Raw genomic sequence first — 21855 nt, 5'->3', positions numbered from 1 at the left:
GTCCGGGCCGGGGCGGGCGGCGGCGAGCAGGACGCGCCGTACGGCGCTGGGCGCGCCCCAGGCCAGGGCGAGCCGACGCTCCTCGGCCAGCAGCTCCGCGGATCCGGCGTCGTCCGGGCCCTGGGCGCGGGCGAGGGCGGCGGCCGAACGCCAGGGCAGCAGGGTGGGGTTGGCGACCTGGCGGGTGAGCAGGACGCGGCCGCACTCCAGGAGGTCGGCGAGGGCCTCGTCGCGCCGGCCGACGGCGAGCCGCTGCCGGCCGCGCGCGTACAGCAGGTAGGCCCAGGCCAGGCCGTCCTCGGCGCCGGTGGGGCGGGCCAGTTCCACGGTCCGCCCGGCGGCGGTGAGGTCGCCCTGTTCCAGGAGGACGAGTGTCCTGACGCCGACGAGGGCGGGTGCGGTCAGGGGGTGCCAGCAGTGCGGTGGCATGGCTTCCTGGGCGCGGTTCAGGGCCGCGGAGGCCGCTTCGGTGCGGCCTTGGTGCAGTTCGGCGAGGGCCTGGACGAGGTGGGCGAGTCCGGCGATCTGCCGGGCCCCGGTGTGTTCGGCGCGGACGAGGACGGCGTCCAGTGCGGCCTCGGCTCCGGCGAAGTCGTCCGTGAGGATCAGTGCGTGGCAGGCTGCCAGTTGGCAGGTCAGAGGGGTGGTGTCGCGGGCGAGGGGGGCGAGGGCGGCGTGGGCGAGATCGCGGGTGCGGGCGAGGTCGCGGCCGCGCAGGGCGCGGCGCCAGGCGGCGACGGCCGCTTCGGCGGGTTCGGCGGGCAGATCGGGCAGGGGGGCGGTGGAGGGCTGGTCCAGTTCGTGGGCGGCGCCCTGCCGGCTGTGCTCGGCGAGCCAGTACAGGGCGCGCAGCGCGGCCCGGTCGCGGCGGCCGAGGTCGGCGCGGTCCAGGACGTGGGCGATCAGGGGCTGTGCGGCGACGACGTCGCCGCGGGCGACGAGGAGTTCGGCGGCGAGCACCCAGGAGGGGCCGGCGGTGGCGTCGGCCGGGGTGAGCAGGGCGCGGCGCAGGTGCCGGTCGGCCGCTTCGGGCGAGGAGGGCAGCACCGCCGCGCTCAGCTCGGTGAGGATCCGCACCCGCGGGGCGGCCGGCACGGGTTCGCGCAGGGCACGTTGCAGCAGCCGGGCGGCGCCCGGCAGGTCGTGTGCGGCGCGGCGGCGGGCGGCTTCCCTGCGCAGGGCTTCCACGGCCCAGGAGGAGCCGATGACGCGGGCGGCGAGGAGCATCCGGGTCAGTCCGTCGTCGGGGACGGCCGCCCGGTGGGCGCGTTCGGCGGCGCGGGCGTAGAGCTCCTCGCGGCGTTCCGCGCCGAGGCCGGCGAGGACCGCTTCGGCGGCTCCCGGTTCGCGGAACGCGGGGCGTGCGCCACCGGTCAGCAGGCCGGTGCCGGAGAGGAGTTCCAGGGCGCGGGCGGCGCTCATGGTCCGGGGCTCCGCCAGGGCGCCGATCATGTCGGGGGGGCCGTCCTGTCCGCAGACGGCGACGGCGCGCAGGACGTCCTGGAGCTCCACGGGCAGGGCGGCGACGGTGCGGGCGGCGCGGCCGCGTACGGCTTCGGCGGCGCTGTCGGCCAGGTGCGGCAGGTGGTCGGGGCCGGGGTGCAGGCCGTGCCGGGCGAACCGGCCGATGACGGTGCGCAGGACCGCCGGGTTGCCGTCGGTGGCGCGCGCCGCGGCCTGGGCGAACGCGGGGTCGACGGCCCGCCCGTAGGCCCCGGCCAGCATGGCGCCGACGCCTGCCGGGGACAGCGGGGCGAGGGTGAGGGTGTGGGCGGTGACGGCGCGCTCGTCGGCGAGGGCGCTCAGCTCGATACGGCTCCCGTTCTCCGGTGTGGCTCCCGCCGCGACGCCGTGCGTGGTCAGCAGCAGCAGCGGGGCGCCGGCGAGCCGGCGGGCCAGCGCCCGCAGCCAGCGCCAGGAGTCCGGGTCGGCCCACTGGGCGTCGTCGACGGCGATGAGCAGGGGCCGGGTGGGGGCGGTGGTGAGGACGAGGCGGCACAGTTCCAGGGAGAGGTCGCCCCGGTCGGCGGTGAGGCGGGGTGCGGCCTGTGGTGCGAGGGTGGCGAGGAGCTGGCCGGCCACGCCGTAGCGCAGCCCGGCCTCCTCCCACGAGGCGTGGGCCGTGGCCGCTCGGACGCCGGCCCGGCCGGCGAGTTCGACCGCGCGGTCCAGCAGGGCGCTGCGGCCGGTGCCGGGCGGACCGTGGACCTCGACGGCGGCCGACCGTCCCGAGGCCAGCCCGCGCAGCAGGGTGCCCAGCACCTCCTGTTCGCGGTCCCGCTCGACGAGCGGCGCCGTCCCGCCGTGGCGGCCTGCGGTCACCGGCCACTGCCCCGCGTCCTCGGTTCTCCACTGCGACACCGGCCGCCTCCTAGCGGCCCGGCGCGTGCGCGCCGGCCGCCGGCCGCAGCCGGTCCGGGTGGTGGCCGTACGCGGCCGGCGGGTTCAGCGGGCCGAGGGTGGGGGGCAGGTCGGCGCGGCCGCGGACGTCGAGCTTGCGGTAGACGTTGGTGAGGTGCATCTCCACCGTGCGGGGGGTGATGAACAGCGCGTCGGCTATCTCCTTGTTGCTGCCCCCGCCCCGGGCGAGCACGGCGATCCGGCGCTCGCTGTCGGTCAGGGAGTCGACGGGGCTGGCCGCGAGCTGCGGCATCCGGCCGCCGGCGGCGACGAGCAGCTTGCGGGCGAGGCCGCCGAGGATGTGATAGCCGCAGCGGGTGGCCAGTTCGATGGCGCCGCGCAGGTGCCGGCGCGCTCCCGGGGTGTCGCCGTGGCGCAGCAGTTCGTAGCCGAGCTGGTACTGGGCCTTGGCCTGTTCGAGGCGGGCCGGTGAGGCGGCGAGGGCGTCGACGGCCTCCGCGAGGAGGTCGAGCCGGGCGCGGCCGTCGGCGACGACTCCGGCGGCCAGCAGGCCGAGGCCGATGCCGCGCGGTGTGCCCCAGCGCCGTACGCGCTCCTGGGCGTGTTCGGCGAGGTCGGCGGCGGCCGCGGTACGGCCCCGCTGGACGAGCGCGACGGTGGCGGGCAGCCACCACGGGGCGAGGACGGGGTTGGCCACGCCCGCCTCGTCCAGGCTGCGGCCGCAGCGCTGCCACAGTTCCAGCGCGCCGTCGAGGTCGCCGAGTTCGCGCCGGGCGCGGCCGCGGGCGTAGAGGTACTGGTGCCATTCCCAGATGTGCTGGTCCACGCCGCGCCGGCCGGCCCGGTCGAGAACGGTTACGGCCCGTTCGGCGTGGCCCTGGGAGAGCAGCGCGGCGCCGAGGGCGATGTAGGGCATGGGTGAGCAGCGGCTGCCGCTGCGCTCGGCGAGGTCGACGGCGGCGCGGGCGTCGACGGCGGCGGCGGTGACGTCGCCGGTGCCGTGCAGGGTGAGGGAGCGGCCCGCCAGCGCGGTGATGTGCATCCACGGTTCGTAGCGGGCCCGGCTGGCGGACAGCGAGCGGGCGAGCCCGGCCATGGCCTCGTCGACCTCGTCGGCGAGGGCGAGGACCAGGGACGCGCCGAGCACCCACCAGCCGGGGGGCGAGGACTCCTCGACCTTCAGGGCGCGGCGGGCCAGGGAGACGGCCTGCCGGGCGGGTCTGCCGTCCAGGGCCGCGAAGGCGCTCATGACGGAGAGCAGTTGGCGCTCGGCCGGGCTGTCGCCCCCGGGTACGGGCCAGGCGCCGGCGCGCTCGCGGACGCCGGCCATCACCGACTTCTCGTTGACGGCGGTGACGAGGAGGGCGGACGCGACGGAGGCGCGCAGTTCGGCGTCGGCCGGGGCGGGGTCGGGTCCGAGCTCCGCCTGGAGTCCGTCCAGGACGTCGCCGAGGACGCGGGCGGCGTCGGGGGCGTCGCGGGTGCCGAGGGCGGTCATCCCGTACTGGACGGCGACGGGGGCGGTGTCCCGCGGGCCGTCCGCGTCGTCGAGGGCCTGCCGGAGCTGCCACAGGGCGGTGGCGGGTGCCACCTGGGCGGAGGCGCGGGCGAGTTCGATGCGGACGACCTTGCGCTGGGCGTCGGTGAGGTCGGCGGCCAGGGCCCGGCGCAGGTAGCGCATGGCCGCGCGGGCGGTGTCCCGTCCGGGTGCCTCGGCGGCCGCGTCGCGCAGCACGGGGAGCATCCACGGCTCGGTGAGGTCCTTCAGGAGCACCAGCTGGTCGGCGATGTCGGAGGCGGGGCACCCGGCGTCGTTGAGCACCCGGGCGGCGCGGGTGCGCAGGGACTCCAGCTGGGGGGCGGTCAGGCCGGCGAGGACGGCCGGGCGGACGGCCTCGCGCATGACGAGGACGGGGTGGGGGCCGACGGGGCTCTCGGCGCCGATGACACCGTTGCGGCGCAGCGCCTCCAGCGCGGAGGTCAGGCGTCGGCCGGTGACGCCGGAGAGCGCGGCGAGCGGGTCGGGGCAGGCCCGTCCGAGGACGGCCAGGGCCCTGGCGACGGCCCGCTCGTGCGCCGGGCGGGCGGCGAGATGGGCCACCACGGAGGCGGCGACGAGGCCCTCACCGGCCTTGCGCACCCGGCGGGCGCCCGCGGCGTCGGGGCGGATGCCGGCGCCGCGCACGCCGGTGAGGAGTTTCCGGAGCAGGCCGGGGTTGCCACCGGTGACGTCGGCGCAGTGCCGGAGGAACGGTTCTTCCGGGGGGCGGCCGAGCGTACGGGCGACGACCTCGGCGGTGTCCCGCGGGCCGAGGGGGCCGAGGTCGAGGGGGCGGCAGCGGCCGTGGGCGAGGAGTTCGGCGAGGACGGGCTCGCCGGGGCCGCGGCACTCGGTGCGCTGGGCGAGGAGGACGAGCAGGGGCAGCGCGGTGGTCCGGCGCAGCACGAAGTCCATGCTGCGCAGGGACGTTTCGTCGCACCACTGGGCGTCGTCGAGGATCAGGGCCAGGGGGCCGGACGCCAGCAGGTCCACGAGGCGCCGGTGGACGCGGCGGTGGGCTGCGTGCGCGCCGGCGGCGGGGAGGCCGTGCGGATCCATGCCCAGCAGTTCGCGTACGTGGCGGCCCTCGCCGGTGTCCGCCTCGGTCGCGGCGCACCGGCGGACCCGTACCCCCTGGGAGGTCAGGCGTGCGGCGAGGGCGGACAGGAGGCTGGTCCTGCCGATGCCGGCCGGCCCGCGGACGAGGACGGCCTGGGCGCTTCCGCCGCGCGCCCGCGCGGCGTACTCTGCGAGGCTGCTCAGCTCGGCGGCGCGGCCGACGAGCTGCCCGGTGGCGTCGCCCTGGTCGTGTTCCTCGATGACCGCCACGGCGTTTCCTTCTTTCGTGAAGCCACGCTCGAGCTCCGGTGACCGACGTGACGGAAGACAGTTCCCAAAGGCGGCCTCCGGGGCCCGACTTGCACGATCAAGATCGGAAACGACGGTAACAGGGCAGGTGATGAGCACCCATCACCTTTGAGACAGAATGGCGGCCGCTCATGACCAAAGGTTGAACGGTGCGTCCATGTACGCCTACAGGGCGTGGCCTCCCCGCCCCCTTCTCGAAAATATGCCGAAACCGATCCGCGGCGGCGGGCGCTACACACGGCTGTCACACGGCTCCTGTACTCTGCACCGTTCGCGGCTTGCGCTTCGGCTCCGCCGGGTGCGCGAGTGTCGCGCGGGTCTCCCGCACCACCGCTGCGCGGCGGTGTCCTCAAACGCCGGACGGGCTGCTGCGCTGTGTCCTCAATCGCCGGACGGGCTTCATTGCGGCTGCGCCCAGCGGATTTCAGCCCGTCCGGCGCTTGAGGACACGCCCGCAGGGCGCCCGCCGCCGCAGGCGGCAAGGACGGCCCGCAGCCGAAGGCCCGCCAAACGCGCGAGCGTCGCCCCAGCCGGCGAGCGCCGAAAGGCCGCCCAGTCCTCCCGCACCACCGCTGCGCGGCGGCGTCCTCAAACGCCGGACAGGCTTGATTGCGGCTGAGCCCAGCGGAAATCAAGCCCGTCCGGCGTTTGAGGACACGCCCGCAGGGCGCCCGCCGCCGCAGGCGGCAAGGACGGCCCGCAGCCGTAGACCTGCCGGACGCCCCGGCACACAACCGCGTCGGCCGAGGCCGCGTTCTCGCGCAAAGACACGCGTCAGCGAATCGGCACACCCGACACCGTGCGGGCGATGACCAGCCGCTGGATCTCGCTCGTACCCTCGAAAATCGTGTAGATCGCCGCGTCCCGGTGCATCCGCTCGACCGGGTACTCACGGGTGTAGCCGTTGCCGCCGAGGATCTGCATCGCCTGGGCCGTGACCGTCTTCGCCGTCTCCCCCGCGAAGAGCTTGGACATCGACCCCTCCGCCGAGGTGAAGGGCTTGCCCGCGGTGGCCATCCAGGAGGCGCGCCACACCAGCAGGCGGGCGGCGTCGATGCGGGTGCGCATGTCGGCGAGTTGGAAGGCGACGCCCTGGTTGTCGATGATCGGGCGGCCGAACTGCACGCGGGTCCTGGCGTAGTCGAGGGCCACCTCGTACGCGGCGCGGGCGATGCCCACCGCCTGGGCGCCCACCGCCGGGCGGGACGCCTCGAACGTGGCCATCGCCGCGTTCTGCGAACCCGGGGCACGCTCGCCGCCGGCCCGCGCGCGCTCGCGGGCGCGGGCCAGCCGCTGATCCAGCTTCTCCTTGCCGCCGAGCAGGCAGTGGCCGGGGACGCGGACGCCGTCGAGGACGACCTCGGCCGTGTGGGAGGCCCGGATGCCGTGCTTCTTGAACTTCTGCCCCTGGGACAGCCCCGCCGTGCCCGGCGGAATGATGAAGGAGGCGTGGCCGCGCGAACCGAGGGCGGGGTCGACCACCGCGACGACGACGTGGACATTGGCGATGCCGCCGTTGGTCGCCCAGGTCTTGGTGCCGTTCAGCACCCATTCGTCCTTGGCCTCGTCGTAGACGGCGCGGGTGCGCATCGCCGAGACGTCGGAGCCGGCGTCGGGCTCGGAGGAGCAGAACGCGGCCACCTTCACGTCATTGGCGTCGCCGTACATCTGCGGGACCCATGTGCCGATCTGTTCCTCGGTGCCGTTGGTCAGGACACCGATGGCGGCGAGGCCCGTGCCGGCGATGGCGAGCCCGAGGCCCGCGTCACCCCAGAAGAGCTCCTCCAGGGCCATGGGGATGCCGAGCCCGGTGGGGTCGAAGAACTGCTGTGCGTAGAAGTCGAGCGAATAGAGCCCGATCTTGGCCGCTTCCTGGACGACCGGCCACGGGAATTCCTCCCGCTCGTCCCACTCCGCGGCGGCCGGACGCATGACGTCCGCCGCGAAGCCGTGGATCCAGTCGCGCACCCCCCGCTGCTCGTCGTCGAGCTCCATCCTGAACCCCGTCACGGCCGTCACAACCCCTCCCACCGCTTGTTACTCGTGGTAACGAGAGTATGTTACCCACTGGTACAAGTGTCAACGTGCTCGTCTCCCGATTCACTGAGTGGAGCCGGTGTTACGTTGCGCACGCGTGACGATTCGCAAGGGGCGGGGAGGCAGTCCTATGGAAGCCAGTCAGCGGGACGATCAGCAGCGGGCGGCGGAGCGGCGGCGCAAGGAGCTGTTGGAGGCCGCGGACCGGGTGGTGCTGCGGGACGGGCCGGGGGCGTCGATGAACGCCATCGCGGCCGAGGCCGGCATCACCAAACCCATCCTCTACCGCCACTTCGGCGACAAGGGCGGGCTCTACCGCGCCCTCGCCACGCGGCACACCGACGCGCTGCTCGCCGGGCTGCGCGCCGCGCTGGACGCCCCCGCCGCCCGCCGCGACCGGGTCGAGGCCACCCTGGACACCTATCTCGCGGCCATAGAGGCGCGACCGCAGGTCTACCGCTTCCTGATGCACCCGGCGGACGAGAGCCAGCAGACGGAGCAGGGCTTCGACGTGGGCCGGCACTCCGCGCCGCTGCTGCGGCGGCTCGGCGAGGAGCTGGCCGAGGTCATAGCCGAGCGGGTCGACCTCGGTCCGGGCAGCGAGGAGCTGGCCCGCGCCTGGGGTCACGGGATCGTCGGCATGATGCACGCCGCGGGCGACTGGTGGCTGCGCGAGCGGCCCTTCCCCCGCGCGCATCTCGTACGCCACCTCACGGATCTGCTGTGGGGCAGGCTCGCGGCGGCGGGTGACCTGCCGGGCGGTCCGGGGTTCTGACCCGGGGGTCTGGTCCTCGGTCGCCGGGCGGGCTTGTTCAAGCCCGTCCGGCGACCGAGGACACGCGGCGCAGCCGCGTCAGGCGGCCAGGCCCGCCCGGCGGACCGCGCGCAGCGCCCGATAGCGGCGGAAACCGGTGACGCGGTCCAGATACAGCCCACCGCCCAGGTGATCGCACTCGTGCTGCAAGCACCGCGCGAAGAACCCCGTACCCACGACCCGCACCGGCGCGCCGTCCGCCGTGAAGCCCTCCACCACCGCGTGGTCGAAGCGCTCGGTGCCCGCCTCGATGCCGGGCACCGACAGGCAGCCCTCGGGACCGCGGACGGTGATGCCGTCGGCCTCCACCAGACGCGGGTTGACGATGTGACCGAGGTGGCGGCGGTCCTCGTCGTCCGGGCAGTCGTAGACGAAGACGCGCAGCGGGACGCCGATCTGGTTGGCCGCGAGGCCCACGCCCCGGGCGGCGTACATCGTGGCGAACATGTCCTCGACCAGCTCCGCGAGGCCCGCGTCGAACTCCGTGACCTCCTCGCAGGGGGTGCGAAGTCCCGGATCTCCGAGCAGCCTCATGGGGCGTACGTGTCCTGAACCACCGGGAATCGAGCCTCTGCGCATGGGGTCAACCCTACGTTCCCCAGGCCGCGGGTTCGGGCCCACGGCCGGATCTCGATAGGCTGCTCCCCGACCGAAGCCTCCTGGCTGGCGATTCGGCGCGGAGGGGGCGTTCCACCGGCGGACCAGGGACAGGCGCGGCGCCGGATGCAAGGAGGATCTAGGACGATGTCAGGCAACACGGGGCCGCTGTCGCCGCGAGCCAAGCTGGCCGTGACGGCGGGCAAGGCTGCCGCGGCGGTGTCGCGAGCCGCGGGCCGCGGCAGCGGATCGGTGATCGGCGGCAAGGTCGCGCTCAAGCTCGACCCGGATCTGCTGGCCCGGCTGGCGACCCACCTGGACGTGGTCCTGGTGTCGGCCACCAACGGCAAGACGACCACGACCCGGCTGATCGCCGAGGCACTGCGGGCCAGCGGCCCGGTGGTGTCCAACGCGCTGGGCGCGAACATGCCGGCCGGCATCACCTCCGCCCTCGCGGGCGGCTCGGACGCGCGATACGGCGTGATCGAGGTGGACGAGAAGTACCTGGCGGGTGTCGCCCGGGACGTCTCGCCCAAGGCCATAGCGCTGCTGAACCTCTCGCGCGACCAGCTCGACCGGGCCGCGGAGACGCGCATGCTCGCCGAGAAGTGGCGTGAGGGTCTGGCCGGCACCAAGGCCGTGGTGATCGCGAACGCGGACGACCCACTGATCGTATGGGCCGCCTCCTCCTCACCGAACGTGGTGTGGGTGGCGGCGGGCCAGGAGTGGAAGGACGACGCCTGGTCGTGCCCGTCGTGCGGCGGTGTGATGCAGCGCCCGGGCGACGACTGGTTCTGCGGCGAGTGCGGCTTCCGCCGCCCGACCCCGAGCTGGGCGCTGTCGGGCGACTACGTCCTCGACCCGCACGGGTCGGCGTGGCCGATCCACCTGCAGCTGCCGGGCCGGGCGAACAAGGCGAACGCCACCACCTCGGCGGCCGTCGCGGCCACCTTCGGGGTGCCGCCGCAGGTGGCGCTGGAGCGGATGTACCAGGTGCAGGCGGTCGCGGGCCGGTTCGACGTGGTGTCGTTCCTGGGCCGTGAGGTGCGTCTGCTGCTGGCGAAGAACCCGGCCGGCTGGCTGGAGACGTTCTCGCTGATCGACGGGCCGCCGGCGCCGGTGATCCTGGGCGTCAACGCCCGCGGCGCGGACGGCACGGACACCTCCTGGCTGTGGGACGTGGACTACACGCGGCTCGCCGGGCACCCGATCTTCGTCATCGGGGACCGCAAGCTCGACCTCGCGGTGCGCCTGGAGGTCGCGGGCCTGGACTTCCGGGTCTGCGAGACGGTGGACGAGGCGGTGCAGTCGGCGCCGCCCGGCCGCATCGAGCTGATCGCCAACTACACCGCCTTCCAGGACGTCCGCCGCCGCGTCGGCAACTGACCCGCAAAAGGATTGTGAGCATGAGCCAGAACAGTCTGCGTGTGGTGTGGGTCTACCCCGACCTGCTCAGCACCTACGGGGACCAGGGCAACGTCCTGGTCCTGGAGCGCCGGGCGCGCCAGCGCCGCCTGGACGTCCAGCGGGTGGACGTCCGCTCCGACCAGCCCATCCCGACCTCCGGGGACATCTACCTGATCGGTGGCGGTGAGGACCGTCCGCAGCGGCTGGCGGCCGAGCGGCTGCGCCGCGACGGCGGCCTGAACCGGGCCGTCGCCAACGGCGCGATCGTCTTCTCGGTCTGCGCCGGCTACCAGATCCTGGGCCACGAGTTCATCAACGACCTGGGCCAGCGCGAGCAGGGCCTGGGTCTGCTCGACGTCGTCAGCACCCGCGGCGAGGGCGAGCGGTGCGTCGGTGACGTCCTGGCCGACATCGACGACCGGCTGGGGCTGCCGCCGCTGACCGGCTTCGAGAACCACCAGGGCATCACCCACGTCGGCCCGAACGCGCGCCCCTTCGCGCGGACGCGGATCGGCAAGGGCAACGGCACGGGCGACGGCACCGAGGGTGCGTACAACGACACCGTTTTCGGTACGTACATGCACGGTCCGGTCATGGCGCGCAACCCGCACATCTCGGACCTGCTGATCAAGCTGGCGCTGGACGTCAACGCACTGCCGCCGGTCGACGACCGCTGGTACGAGGCGCTGCGCAACGAGCGCATCGCGGCCGCGAGCCAGCCCTCGTAGCGGCCGTACAGACCGTATGACGGACGGTTGTGTTCCCCGCCACGTCCCACTTGTAGGGTGGCGGGGATCCAGCCGGACGACGGGGTCCGGTCACCGGCCCTGTTGTGAAGGTTCCCTGTCATGCGCATTGGTGTACTCACCTCCGGCGGCGACTGCCCCGGCCTGAACGCCGTCATCAGGTCCGTCGTGCACCGCGCCGTGGTCGACCACGGCGACGAGGTCATCGGCTTCCACGACGGCTGGCGCGGCCTGCTGGAGGCCGACTACCGCAAGCTGGACCTGGACGCCGTGGGCGGCATCCTCGCCCTCGGCGGTACGGTCCTCGGCTCCTCCCGGGTGCAGCCGGCGCAGCTGCGGGACGGTGTCGAGCGGGCCCGCGGCCATGTCGCCGACCTCGGCCTGGACGCGATCATCCCCATCGGCGGCGAGGGCACCCTCAAGGCGGCACGGCTGCTGTCGGACGCTGGACTGCCCATCGTGGGCGTGCCCAAGACCATCGACAACGACATCGCCTCGACCGACGTGACCTTCGGTTTCGACACGGCGGTCGGGGTGGCGACCGAGGCCCTGGACCGGCTGAAGACGACCGCCGAGTCGCACCAGCGGGTGCTGATCGTCGAGGTGATGGGCCGCCACACCGGGTGGATCGCCCTGCACTCGGGCATGGCCGCCGGTGCGCACGCGATCGTCGTCCCGGAGCGGCCCTTCGACATCGACGAGCTGACCGAGGTGGTCGGCCGGCGCTTCGAGGCGGGCAAGCGCTTCGCGATCGTGGTGGTCGCCGAGGGCGCCAAGCCGCGCCGGGGCTCCATGGACTTCGAGGTCGGCGGTACGGACGTGTACGGGCACGAGCGGTTCGCCGGGGTCGCCCGCCAGCTGGCCGGCGAGCTGGAGCGGCGCCTGGACAAGGAGGCCCGTCCGGTGATCCTCGGCCATGTGCAGCGCGGCGGCACGCCCACCGCGTACGACCGGGTGCTGGCGACGCGCTTCGGCTGGCACGCGGTGGAGGCCGTGCACCACCGGGCGTTCGGGATGATGACCGCGCTGCGCGGCACGGACATCTCCCTGGTGCCGCTGGCGGAGGCCGTCGAGCGGCTGAAGACGGTGCCGGAGGAACGGTACGCCGAGGTCGAGTGCGTGCTGTGAGCTGATCTCCCCTCCTGGACACGGAGCCGCCCCCGGCCGGAGCCCCGGCCGGGGGCGGCTCTACTCTGGTCCCGGCGCATTGGTGCGAAATGGGAGAGAGCGGATGGATCACAGCGGGCACGGCATGATGATGGACATGCCGCCGTTCACGCTGGGACGGGGTCTGCAGTTCAGCGGCGAACCCTTCTTCATGATCGGCTGCCTGCTCGGGCTGGCACTGTACGGCTGGGGCGTCGTCCGGCTGCGGCGGCGCGGTGACGCCTGGCCGGTGGGCCGCACGGTGGCGTTCGTCACCGGCGTGCTGACGGTGGCCCTGGTGATGTGCACCAAGCTGAACGACTACGGCATGGTCATGTTTAGCGTGCACATGGTCCAGCACATGGTGATCAGCATGCTCTCGCCGATCCTGCTGCTCCTCGGCGCGCCGGTGACGCTGACGCTGCGGGCGCTGCCTGCGGCCGGCCGCGGGCGCAAGGGCCCGCGCGAATGGCTGGTGGCGCTGCTGCACAGCCGCTACATGCGGATCATCACGCACCCCGCGTTCACGATCCCGCTGTTCATCGCCAGCCTGTACGCCCTCTACTTCTCGCCGCTCTTCGACTTCCTCATGGGGTCCAAGACCGGGCACATCGCGATGATGGTGCACTTCCTCGCCGTCGGCCTGGTGTTCTTCTGGCCCATCATGGGTGTGGACCCGGGCCCGCACCGGCCGGGCTATGTGATGCGGATGCTGGAGCTGTTCGCCGGCATGCCGTTCCACGCGTTCTTCGGCATCGCGTTGATGATGGCGTCCGAGCCGATGATCAGCACGTACAAGAACCCGCCGGCCTCCCTGGGCATCGAGGCACTGGCGGACCAGCAGGCCGGCGGCGGCATCGCCTGGGCGTTCAGCGAGATCCCCTCGATCGTGGTGCTGCTGGCCCTGGCGTACCAGTGGTACCGCTCCGAGCAGCGGCAGTCGCGGCGCTACGACCGTGCCGAGGACCGCAACGGCGACCGGGAGCTGGCGGACTACAACGCGTACCTGGCGTCCCTGCGCACGCGGGGGCAGTAAGCGGGATTCACCTGTACAGCGGTGTGGCGGCAGGGGCCGCGGCCGGGAGACGATGGTCTCCTGGCCGCGGCCCTCGCGCATTCCGGCGTTCCGGGTCGCCCTGAGGAGGTGCGGGGAATGCCCGGATCGACGAAGACGATGGCGGGGCTGACGGTGGGCGGCCTCGTCGCGGTGACCGCCTACACCGTGACGATAGGCAGCGACGGCTGGCTGTGGTTCGCCTGGGTGGCGCTGATGCTCATGACGATAGGCGCGCTGGTCGCGCGCGGTACGTGAGGGAGGCGGCGGTGGCGTGTCGTGCGCACCACCGCTGCGCGGCGGTGTCCTCAAACGCCGGACGGGCTGCTGTGCTGTGTCCTCAAACGCCGGACGGGCTGCTGCGCTATGTCCTCAAACGCCGGACGGGCTGAAGCGGCTGAGCCCAGCCGAATCAAGCCCGTCTGGGGGCACCTCCCAGCGGTAGCTGGGGGAGAGTGAGGACGCGCCCGCAGGGCGCCCGCCGCCGCAGGCGGCAAAGCCGGCCTGAGGCCGAAGACCCACCGGACACCCCCTAGAACCGAAAGACCGGCCCCGTCGCGACGTCCAGCGCACAGGAGTTGGGATAGGTCTTGCGCCAGACGACGGGCCGGCCGTCCCAGTCGCCCTCCGCCGTGGCGGTGACCGGGTCGTACTCCCGGGTGCACAGGTGCTTGTCGGCGGGCACCGCGTCCGGCTCGCCCTGGGCCCGGTGGAGCGTCGCGCACGCCTGCGCGGCGTGCGGGTGGTGTCCGCCGGCGGAGGGGCAGCTCAGCTGGGTGCCGCGGATCCAGGTGTTCTGGGCGCCGGAGACGGTCAGGAAGAGCCGCCCGTGCTCGGGGCTGTCGCCCGCGGCCACCGACGGCACGGCGAGGGCGAGCAGCGCGGCTGCGGTCGCCGCGGCTGCCACGGCGGTACGTACGGACATCGGTGCCTCCTGGGACGCGGGGGTGCCCGGTGCCAGGCCATCGCGCGTGGGGGCCGCCGGGCAAACGGGCGCACCGGGCCGTCGCCCGGCCGGCGGTACACGATCACCCGTCCGGCCCCGTGGGCAGGGCCACGGTACCGCCGCGGCGTCGGCCCGCCGACCGGCCGCGGCTCCGGACAGGCGCTCACACCCGCGTTGACCTGCGCCAAAACCGTTCGCCAAGTGCACGGGTGAATCCGTACCGTCGACTCCCGTGACAAGGAATCGCATATGAGCGCCCGGCTGCGCGGCATCGCCAAGGAGACCGAGGGGATCGTCGGGGGCGGGGGCTACACCACGCCCGGGGGCCGCCGGGTCGACCTCGGGGACGCGATCGCGGCGGCGGTGCGGGGGACGCGCCTGTACGGGCCGGAGCCGGTGGCCGTGGCCGGCGACGGGCCCGGCGCGGTGACGGTGTTCGAGGTGACCGGTGAGGGCAGCCTGGACGCGGCGCGGCGGCTGGCCGCCGACGGCCCGGTGGCGGTCCTCAACTTCGCCTCCGCCCGCAACCCCGGCGGCGGCTACCTCAACGGCGCCCAGGCGCAGGAGGAGGCGCTGTGCCGGGGCTCGGCGCTGTACACCTGCCTGCGCGAGGCCCCCGAGTACTACGCCGCGCACCGCGCCGACCCGAGCCCGTTCTACAGCGACCGGGTGATCCACTCCCCCGCGGTGCCGGTCTTCCGCGACGATCGCGGCGCACTGCTGGAAGTCCCCTTCCGCGCGGGCTTCCTGACTTCGCCGGCGCCGAACGCCGGTGTGATCGCCCGCCGGGACCCGGCCGCGACCGCCCGCGTCCCGGCGGCCCTGACGTCCCGCGCGGAGCGCGTCCTGGAAGTGGCCGCCACCCACGGCTACCGGCGGCTGGTGCTGGGCGCCTGGGGCTGCGGCGTCTTCCGGAACGATCCGGCGCGGGTGGCCGGGGCGTTCCACGGCCTGCTGACAGGGGCGGGGCGCTTCGCCGGCCGTTTCGAACGGGTGACGTTCGCGATCCTGGACCGGCGGGAGGATTCGCCGGTCCGCGGGGCCTTCCGCGAGGTGTTCGCGGCGCCCCGGCCGTAACGACCGGCCGCGCCCCGGTCCGTGGCGGACCGGGGCGCGGCAACGGTGGCTCGCTCCGGGATCAGCCCGTGGTGAGCTTCTTCAGCTGGGCCGTCTGGGGCCCGGTGTCCTCGGCCGGGATCTTCCAGCGGAACGTGTGGGCCGCGCCGTCCGTGTAGGTGAGGGTGCCGCCCCGCTGCGCGGTGCTGATGTCGAACGTCTTCGTCCGCCACTTCGACGCGCCGGCCTGGATGGGGCCGCCGCTGTCGAAGCCGTCCAGGAAGACGTCCGCCGCGGTGCCGTCGCCCGGGCCGACGGCCTGGCCGTCGGGGGTCAGCCACGACCAGCCGCCCCTCTGGAGCGGCGCCGTCTCCGCGGCGGCCGCGTCCGTCGTCGGGCGGACCTTGACCGTCACGATGACGAACAGGCCGTGCTCGGGCTTGTCGGTCTTCGTCTTGGTGGCGTGGACGACGCTGGTGGGCGTCAGCTCCAGGCGGCCTCCGCCACCGGCCCCGACCGTCTCCGCGCTCTTCCCCAGCAACAGGGTCTCGCCCGCGACCGAGGCGACGGGGGGCGACGAGGCAGAGCTCTTGGACGGCTGGGCTTTCGTCTCGCCGCTGCTGCAGGCGGCGACGGGCAGGACGGCGGCGATACAGACCGCGGCTATGACACTGGTGCGCATGGATCCCCTGAGATCTGAGTGGACCGACGCACCGTACCGCCGGTAACAACCCCTGGGCGGCCGACCTGCATGAATCGTGACCAGGCCGCTACCCCTTTGCGACCGGAGACCCTGGACACAAGGCGACATCACCCCATATAGAGCCTCACCAAGGCAACTCCACATCGGCGCGCCCGAAATACCCCATGTAAAAATCACGAGACCGACCTCGGCGCCGTTCCCTACAGTTGATCACGTCCAGGTGCGCAGGCGGGGGTTACTTCCACTTTTAATGGGGCGGTCGCGGGTTCGAGTCCCGTCGTCGACTTCGGGTCGGCGTAGCTCAGTTGGCAGAGCACCTTGTCACCTCCACCGACTTCGATCTCTGGACATCCGTCTTCGGACTGCACCTCCCGGTGCGCAGGCCGCGGCTACTTCTTCCCAACGAGTCCGCCGCGGCCGTCTTTCATCTCGGGAGGCACGGCGCCGGGGGTGCCCGGTGCGCAGGCTGCGGTTACTTCTTTGGTTGAGGCGCCTCACGGCGCCGCGGGCTTCGATACCCGCACGACCGCGGCCGACCCCGATCTCGGGCACCCCCCGCTGAAGCCTTCCCTCCACGTGAGGGGACCTTCCCATGGCACGCTTCAACACCCGCGCCGCCGGCCCGGCGGTGAGCTCGCCCGTGACCACGACCGGGGAGCGGGCAGCCACCCACGCGGGCGGCGCCGGCCACCTCCGCGACACCAAGTCCGAGCTCTTCCTGCTCGCGGTGACGAACATGGTCGGCACCGACACCTTCTACGAGACCGGCGGGCAGCGCGACGACCGTTTCACGCACCTCGTCCGGAAGCTCGCGACGGAGGATCCCGACTGGTGCCTGGAATTCCTGCGCTGGCTCCGAGGCCCCGGCAGCATGCGCACCGCCGCGCTCGTCGGCGCCGCGGAGTTCACCGCCGAACGGATCCTCAAGGAGGCCGCCGGCTACTCCCGGCAGGCCGTCGACGCGGTCCTCCAGCGGGCCGACGAGCCGGGCGAGATGCTCGGCTACTGGACCTCACGGTACGGGCGGACGCTTCCCAAGCCGCTCAAGCGCGGCATGGCGGACGCGGTCCGGCGCCTTTACGGCGAAAAGACGCTCCTCAAGTACGACACGGACTCCAAGGGCTACCGGTTCGGCGACATCCTCAATCTCGTGCACCCGTCGCCCGCCGCCGACAAGCCCTGGCAGGGAGACCTGTTCCAGCACGCCCTCGACCGGCGCAAGGGGCGTGATGAGGAGATCCCGCCGTCGCTGGGGATGGTGCGCGCCCGCCAGCAGCTCCTGTCACCCGGCGGCTCGGCGGAGAGCCGCCGGCTGCTCCTCTCCACAGCGGAAGGCCGTCGGCGGCTCCACGAGGCCGGCATGACCTGGGAGTCGCTGGCCGGCTGGCTCCAGGGCCCGATGGACCGGGCCGCGTGGGAAGCGGTCATCCCGTCCATGGGATACATGGCGCTGCTGCGGAACCTCCGGAACTTCGACGAGGCCGGGGTCAGCGACGAGGTCGCCGAAGCCGTGTGCCGCAAGCTCGCCGACCCCGAGCAGGTCGCCCGGTCCCGGCAACTGCCCATGCGGTTCTACTCGGCGTACAACGCCGCCCCCTCGCTCCGCTGGGGCCACGCCCTGGAGAAGGCGCTCACCGCCTCGCTGGGGAACATCCCCGTGCTGACCGGCCGCACGCTGGTGCTCGTCGACACGTCCACTTCCATGGAAGCCGGGTTCTCCCGCGACGGCTCGCTCAAGCGCTGGGACGCCGCGGCCCTGTTCGGGCTCGGCCTCGGCCGGCGGTGCGACCGGGCGGACGTCGTGTCGTTCTCCAGCGCCCGCCGCTACGTGAGCGACGAGCCGGGCGCGCGGACCAAGCCGTTCCCTCTCGACCGCGACGAGCCGCTGCTGCGAGCGGTGGGGCGCTGGAAGGACGGGGGCTGGTTCCTGGGCGGCGGCACCGACACCGCCGCGGCGCTCCGCCAGGAGTACAAGGCGCACGACCGCGTCGTCATCGTCACCGACGAGCAGGCCGGTCACGACGTCCACGAGGTCACCCGCTCCATCCCGGGGACGACCCCGATGTACACCTGGAACCTGGCCGGCTACCGCACCGGTCACGCCCCGTCCGGCGGCCGGAACCGGCACGCCTTCGGCGGGCTCACGGACCAGGCGTTCCGCATGATCCCCCTGCTGGAGTCGGGTCGCGACGCCCACTGGCCCTGGGAGACCGTCACCACCGACTGACGCGGCCGCCGGGCTCCGCACGCGAAGAGCCGCACCCCCGTCCTGTACGGACCGGGGTGCGGCTCTTCACTCGTACGGCGAATCGCCGGCCGGGACTACTTGGCCGCGGCGGCCTTCGGCTGCGGGGTGGCGTGCGGGGCGCACGTCACGTCCTTGGCGTCGACCTTGCCGTCGAGGAGGTAGGCGTCGACCCGCGAGTTGATGCAGGGGTTGACGAGGCCCGTGACGCCGTGGGAACCGGCGCCCTTCTCGGTGATCAGGCGGGAGCCCTGGAAGCGCTTGTGCAGCTCGACCGCGCCGACGTACGGCGTGGCGGCGTCACGGTCGGACTGGACGATCAGGGTCTGCGGCAGACCCTTGTGGGTGGTGACCTCCAGCGGGTTCTGCTGGGGGGCCTTCCACGTGGCGCAGGGGAGGTTCATCCAGGCGTTGGCCCAGGTCATGAACGGGGCCTTCTCGTGGATGCGGGTGTTGTCCCGGTCCCACTTCTTCCAGCTGGTGGGCCACTTGGCGTCGGCGCACTCGACCGCGGTGTAGACGGCGTTGCTGTTCTCCGAGGCGATGTTGCCCGCCGTGTTGGCCAGGTCCGGGCCGGCGGCCTCGATCAGCGGCTTCTCGTCACCGGCGACGTACTTGCTCCAGGTCTCGGCGACCGGCACCCAGGAGGAGTCGTAGTACGCGGCACCCTGGAAGAAGTTGATCAGCTCGGCCGGGCCGACGACCCCGCCGATGGGCTTCTTCTTGGCGGTGGCCCGGATCTTCTCCCAGCCCTTCTGGACCTCGGCCTGGGTCTTGCCGAGGTGGAAGACGGAGTCGTACTTGGCGACCCACGCCTCCCAGTCCTTGAAACGGCCCTCGAAGGCGACGTCCTGCTCGAGGTTGGCCTCGTACCAGATGTTGTCCTGCGCGGGGTTGACGACGCTGTCGACGACCATGCGGCGGACGTGGTTCGGGAAGAGGGTGCCGTAGACGGCGCCGAGGTAGGTGCCGTAGGAGACGCCCAGGTAGTTGAGCTTCTTCTCACCGAGTGCGGCGCGGACGACGTCGACGTCGCGGGCGGTGTTGGGGGTGGTGAGGTACGGCAGCAGGCTGCCGCTGCGCGCGGCGCAGCCGTCGGCGTACTCGCGGGCCAGCTTGCGCTGGGCGCGCTTGTCGGCCTCGTTATCGGGCACCGGGTCGGCCTTGGGCGCGGCGACGAACTTCTGCGGGTCGATGCAGGAGATCGGCGCGGAGTGGCCCACGCCACGCGGGTCGAAGCCCACGAAGTCGTACGCCTTCGCGGTCTTGGCCCACAGCGGGGCCTTGGTGGTGATGCGCTTCGGGAACCTCATGCCCGAGCCGCCGGGGCCACCGGGGTTGTAGACGAGGGCGCCCTGGCGCTCCTGGGCGGTACCGGTGGAGCGGGCCCGGTCCACGGCGATCTTGATGGTGCGGCCGTTGGGCTTGGCGTAGTCGACGGGAACCGTGACGTAGCCGCACTCGATGGGCTTCTCCAGGCCCCAGTCGGCCGGGCACTCCTGCCACTTGATGCCGGCCTTGGCGGCCTTCTCGGCGGCGACGCGCGCACCGCGCGCCTCGGCGGCGCCGCCCGGCACGCGCTCGCCGGCGCTGGCTGCCGGGGCGGTCAGGAACCCGGCCACCAGCACGCCGGTCACGACCGTGCCGGCCGCGCCGAGTATGGATGTAGATCTCACGTAGGAATCCCCCTGCTGGGTACGCCGCTTGGCGCGGCGATGATCGCAAGTACTGCTGGTCGGATCCTTCCGTCTCCCTTGCCACAAAGGACAGGTCGTACGGGTGTTCTTTACTAATCTGTAAGGATGACGACATGACGGGCGACACATATGGCGTCGCCCATCACCGCCGTATCACCCGGTCCCCACACCGACATTTGCCGCGAAGACCTCGATTCCGAGCATTCCTCGCAGCTTCAGGCCGTCCGGTGCCACCGCGCTCACCACGGCCGCCGGGCCGGCGAGCGGCATGACCGCGGCGGTCGCCCCGAGGGGCCGCGCCACCACCGGCTTCTCCACGAAGTCCGGGTCGACGACCAGGAGTTGACCCACCGCCCGGTGCCCGCCCAGGACCGCGCCGCCGTCCCAGCCGGGCGCCCCCGGCCCGTACGCCAGCTCCTGGTCGAACAGCGTGCGCCCCGCGCGGCGTACGGTCAGCCGGGCGCTCAGCCTCCCCGGCGGCTCGTCCGCCCGGCCGAGGATCTGCTCCTCGCGGAGCACCAGCCGCGCGGTCGGGGCGAGATCGACGCGCGTGGTCGTCCGCAGGTCGCTGCCGTGCGCGGAGATCAGCGGCTCGGGCAACCAGTGCAGCGTGGCGCCGTCCCCGACCCGGATCCGGGTGTCGTACGTGGCCGGGGCGCCGGTGCGGCCGGGCAGCGCGATGGTGGCGGCCGTGGTGGTGAAGGTCAGCTCGGCGCCTTCGCCGACCTCGGCGGTGAGGGCGAGGGCGTCGCCGCCCAGGGGCGCGCTCATCGCGCCGACGAGCGCGACCCGCGCCCGTGGCCCGTACGGGCGCAGCCGGCGCAGCGCGAAGGGGCCCGCGCCGTCGAGCACGGGCAGCGCGGTGCCGCCCCTGCCGTCCGCCTCGGCGACGATCCGGGCGGCGGCCCGCAGGCCGGAACCGGATGGCGGGGCGGCGGTCACGGCGCGGCGGTCCAGGCGGCGAGCCGCTCCCGTACCCACGCGGCAACCGGTTCCACGCCGCCCTCGGCGGCGAGGGAGGTGAAGGCGACGGGCAGGTCGCCGCGCTGGGCCTCGGCGTCGCGGGCCATGCCCTCCAGGTCGACGCCGACGTAGGGGGCGAGGTCGGTCTTGTTGACGACGAGGAGGTCGGCGGTGGTGACGCCCGGGCCGCCCTTGCGGGGGATGTCGTCGCCGCCGGCGACGTCGATGACGAAGATCTGCGCGTCGACGAGGCCCTTGGAGAAGGTCGCGGTGAGGTTGTCGCCGCCGGATTCGACGAGGATCAGGTCGAGGGGGCCGGCCCCCGAGGAAGAAAACACAGCCTCCAGGTCCTCCACCGCTTCGAGGTTGGCGGAGATGTCGTCGCGGATCGCGGTGTGCGGGCAGGCGCCGGTCTCGACGGCGGTGATGCGCTCGGGCGGCAGGACTGCGTGGCGCAGCAGGAACTCGGCGTCCTCGCGCGTGTAGATGTCGTTGGTGACGACGGCTATGGACAACCGATCGCGCAGCAGCCGGCAGAGCGCGGCGACGGTCGCGGTCTTGCCGGAGCCGACAGGGCCGCCCAGGCCGATCCGCAGGGCGCGGCGGGTGCCGTCGGGGCGGTGGGGGTCGGCGGCGCTGTAGCTGTGGCGGTGGGGGAAGGTGAGGTTGTCGTGGTCGAGGTGCATGGTGATCCTCCAGAGTGTTGAGGTCCGCCGAAGGGCACGGGCCCCGGCCGTTATGAGGCGAAGAGCCGTACGGGCCAGGCGGCGTGCTGTTCGGCGGTGATGTCCAGGAGCGGTGCGGAGGCCGCCGGGAGGGCGTCCGGACCCTCGTACAGGGCCCGCCGGGCGGCCTCGGCAGCCCGGGTGGCGGCCTCGTCGAGTTCGGGCGCGAGGCGGGCCAGGACCGCGGTGGCGTCGAACGGGTCGAGGCTCAGCAGCCGTACGACCGCCGTGGCGGAGCCGCTGACCGACTCGTAGACGGTGGCGTACGCGGCGTCCAGGGACCCGAGTCCGGCGGCGCGGGCGGCGAGGCCGAGGACGACCGGCTGGTGCGCGCCGCGCGGCCGGGCGGCGGCGAGCGCGTCCAGTTCGGGCGAGGGCCACGCCGAGCGTGCGGCGCGCATCATCTGACGGCCGAGGCGGCGGGCGGCGGCACGCAGGGCGGGTGCGGGG

The 21855-nt window shown here is 73.5% G+C and carries 18 protein-coding genes; 8 read left to right on the top strand and 10 right to left on the bottom strand.

Features of this window, described 5'->3' with window-relative positions; genetic code table 11:
* The 3 genes from J7E86_RS31685 to J7E86_RS25330 form a co-directional block, all read right to left on the bottom strand.
* On the bottom strand, window positions 1–2361 hold a 2361-nt coding region (locus J7E86_RS31685), incomplete at its 3' end, for an AAA family ATPase (protein ID WP_215084562.1).
* A 10-nt stretch (window positions 2362–2371) separates the two neighbouring features.
* Window positions 2372–5230: a LuxR family transcriptional regulator gene (locus J7E86_RS31925; RefSeq protein ID WP_215084561.1), complete on the bottom strand. Its 2859-nt coding sequence runs from the start codon at window positions 5228–5230 to the stop codon at window positions 2372–2374.
* An 813-nt stretch (window positions 5231–6043) separates the two neighbouring features.
* On the bottom strand, window positions 6044–7264 hold the full coding sequence (locus J7E86_RS25330) for an acyl-CoA dehydrogenase family protein (RefSeq protein WP_251019652.1): 1221 nt from the start codon (window positions 7262–7264) through the stop codon (window positions 6044–6046).
* Window positions 7265–7436: 172 nt separating this feature from the next.
* Here J7E86_RS25330 and J7E86_RS25325 point away from each other — a divergent pair, with 172 nt between their 5' ends.
* Complete coding sequence (locus tag J7E86_RS25325; RefSeq protein ID WP_215084558.1) at window positions 7437–8081, top strand: TetR family transcriptional regulator; 645 nt, start codon at window positions 7437–7439, stop codon at window positions 8079–8081.
* Between the two features lie 78 nt (window positions 8082–8159).
* On the opposite strand, the gene def is transcribed toward J7E86_RS25325, so the two are convergent.
* On the bottom strand, window positions 8160–8699 hold the full coding sequence (gene def / locus J7E86_RS25320) for a peptide deformylase (protein WP_215084556.1): 540 nt from the start codon (window positions 8697–8699) through the stop codon (window positions 8160–8162).
* A 165-nt stretch (window positions 8700–8864) separates the two neighbouring features.
* Here def and J7E86_RS25315 point away from each other — a divergent pair, with 165 nt between their 5' ends.
* From J7E86_RS25315 to J7E86_RS25295, 5 genes are all read left to right on the top strand, one after another.
* Window positions 8865–10103, top strand: a complete 1239-nt coding sequence (locus tag J7E86_RS25315; RefSeq protein ID WP_215084554.1) for a MurT ligase domain-containing protein — start codon at window positions 8865–8867, stop codon at window positions 10101–10103.
* Between the two features lie 20 nt (window positions 10104–10123).
* Complete coding sequence (locus J7E86_RS25310) at window positions 10124–10852, top strand: type 1 glutamine amidotransferase (RefSeq protein ID WP_215084552.1); 729 nt, start codon at window positions 10124–10126, stop codon at window positions 10850–10852.
* A gap of 120 nt (window positions 10853–10972) precedes the next feature.
* On the top strand, window positions 10973–11998 hold the full coding sequence (locus J7E86_RS25305; protein WP_215084550.1) for a 6-phosphofructokinase: 1026 nt from the start codon (window positions 10973–10975) through the stop codon (window positions 11996–11998).
* 103 nt (window positions 11999–12101) lie between these two features.
* On the top strand, window positions 12102–13052 hold the full coding sequence (locus J7E86_RS25300) for a cytochrome c oxidase assembly protein (RefSeq protein WP_215084548.1): 951 nt from the start codon (window positions 12102–12104) through the stop codon (window positions 13050–13052).
* A gap of 117 nt (window positions 13053–13169) precedes the next feature.
* Window positions 13170–13328: a hypothetical protein gene (locus tag J7E86_RS25295; RefSeq protein ID WP_215084546.1), complete on the top strand. Its 159-nt coding sequence runs from the start codon at window positions 13170–13172 to the stop codon at window positions 13326–13328.
* Window positions 13329–13602: 274 nt separating this feature from the next.
* On the opposite strand, the gene J7E86_RS25290 is transcribed toward J7E86_RS25295, so the two are convergent.
* Complete coding sequence (locus tag J7E86_RS25290) at window positions 13603–13995, bottom strand: SSI family serine proteinase inhibitor (protein WP_215084544.1); 393 nt, start codon at window positions 13993–13995, stop codon at window positions 13603–13605.
* 270 nt (window positions 13996–14265) lie between these two features.
* Between J7E86_RS25290 and J7E86_RS25285 the strand changes: the two genes are divergently transcribed.
* Window positions 14266–15093, top strand: a complete 828-nt coding sequence (locus J7E86_RS25285) for a TIGR02452 family protein (RefSeq protein ID WP_215084542.1) — start codon at window positions 14266–14268, stop codon at window positions 15091–15093.
* 61 nt (window positions 15094–15154) lie between these two features.
* Here J7E86_RS25285 and J7E86_RS25280 read toward each other — a convergent pair whose 3' ends face one another.
* On the bottom strand, window positions 15155–15754 hold the full coding sequence (locus J7E86_RS25280; protein ID WP_215084540.1) for a hypothetical protein: 600 nt from the start codon (window positions 15752–15754) through the stop codon (window positions 15155–15157).
* 613 nt (window positions 15755–16367) lie between these two features.
* Here J7E86_RS25280 and J7E86_RS25275 point away from each other — a divergent pair.
* A complete protein-coding gene (locus J7E86_RS25275) occupies window positions 16368–18002 on the top strand; it encodes a TROVE domain-containing protein (RefSeq protein ID WP_215084538.1) in 1635 nt (544 codons plus the stop codon).
* A 95-nt stretch (window positions 18003–18097) separates the two neighbouring features.
* Here J7E86_RS25275 and J7E86_RS25270 read toward each other — a convergent pair whose 3' ends face one another.
* The 4 genes from J7E86_RS25270 to J7E86_RS25255 all read right to left on the bottom strand — a co-directional run.
* Complete coding sequence (locus J7E86_RS25270; protein ID WP_215084536.1) at window positions 18098–19696, bottom strand: alpha/beta fold hydrolase; 1599 nt, start codon at window positions 19694–19696, stop codon at window positions 18098–18100.
* Between the two features lie 174 nt (window positions 19697–19870).
* The gene (locus J7E86_RS25265; RefSeq protein WP_308312729.1) at window positions 19871–20659 is read right to left on the bottom strand and encodes an urease accessory protein UreD; all 789 of its coding nucleotides are present in this window, start codon (window positions 20657–20659) and stop codon (window positions 19871–19873) included.
* Window positions 20656–21366, bottom strand: a complete 711-nt coding sequence (gene ureG / locus J7E86_RS25260; RefSeq protein ID WP_215084532.1) for an urease accessory protein UreG — start codon at window positions 21364–21366, stop codon at window positions 20656–20658. The genes J7E86_RS25265 and ureG overlap by 4 nt, the downstream gene beginning before the upstream one ends.
* A gap of 50 nt (window positions 21367–21416) precedes the next feature.
* A partial coding sequence (locus J7E86_RS25255; RefSeq protein ID WP_285439765.1) for an urease accessory protein UreF occupies window positions 21417–21855 on the bottom strand: 439 nt, incomplete at its 5' end.

This window comes from Streptomyces sp. ISL-11 (assembly GCF_018614525.1).
In the GTDB taxonomy this organism is placed as follows: Bacteria; Actinomycetota; Actinomycetes; order Streptomycetales; family Streptomycetaceae; genus Streptomyces.
Note: the sequence above shows the minus strand (reverse complement) of the source record. Positions and strands in the feature narration are given on the sequence as shown.

Bases quoted from the DNA above. Each gene is read 5' to 3' on its own strand.
- J7E86_RS25300 (WP_215084548.1), top strand. From the start codon at position 12,102: ATGGATCACAGCGGGCACGGCATGATGATGGACATGCCGCCGTTCACG.
- J7E86_RS25310 (WP_215084552.1), top strand. From the start codon at position 10,124: ATGAGCCAGAACAGTCTGCGTGTGGTGTGGGTCTACCCCGACCTGCTC.
- J7E86_RS25280 (WP_215084540.1), bottom strand. From the start codon at position 15,754: ATGCGCACCAGTGTCATAGCCGCGGTCTGTATCGCCGCCGTCCTGCCC.
- J7E86_RS25330 (WP_251019652.1), bottom strand. From the start codon at position 7,264: ATGGAGCTCGACGACGAGCAGCGGGGGGTGCGCGACTGGATCCACGGC.
- J7E86_RS25290 (WP_215084544.1), bottom strand. From the start codon at position 13,995: ATGTCCGTACGTACCGCCGTGGCAGCCGCGGCGACCGCAGCCGCGCTG.
- J7E86_RS25285 (WP_215084542.1), top strand. From the start codon at position 14,266: ATGAGCGCCCGGCTGCGCGGCATCGCCAAGGAGACCGAGGGGATCGTC.
- def (WP_215084556.1), bottom strand. From the start codon at position 8,699: ATGCGCAGAGGCTCGATTCCCGGTGGTTCAGGACACGTACGCCCCATG.
- J7E86_RS25275 (WP_215084538.1), top strand. From the start codon at position 16,368: ATGGCACGCTTCAACACCCGCGCCGCCGGCCCGGCGGTGAGCTCGCCC.
- J7E86_RS25295 (WP_215084546.1), top strand. From the start codon at position 13,170: ATGCCCGGATCGACGAAGACGATGGCGGGGCTGACGGTGGGCGGCCTC.
- J7E86_RS25325 (WP_215084558.1), top strand. From the start codon at position 7,437: ATGGAAGCCAGTCAGCGGGACGATCAGCAGCGGGCGGCGGAGCGGCGG.
- ureG (WP_215084532.1), bottom strand. From the start codon at position 21,366: ATGCACCTCGACCACGACAACCTCACCTTCCCCCACCGCCACAGCTAC.
- J7E86_RS25315 (WP_215084554.1), top strand. From the start codon at position 8,865: ATGTCAGGCAACACGGGGCCGCTGTCGCCGCGAGCCAAGCTGGCCGTG.
- J7E86_RS25305 (WP_215084550.1), top strand. From the start codon at position 10,973: ATGCGCATTGGTGTACTCACCTCCGGCGGCGACTGCCCCGGCCTGAAC.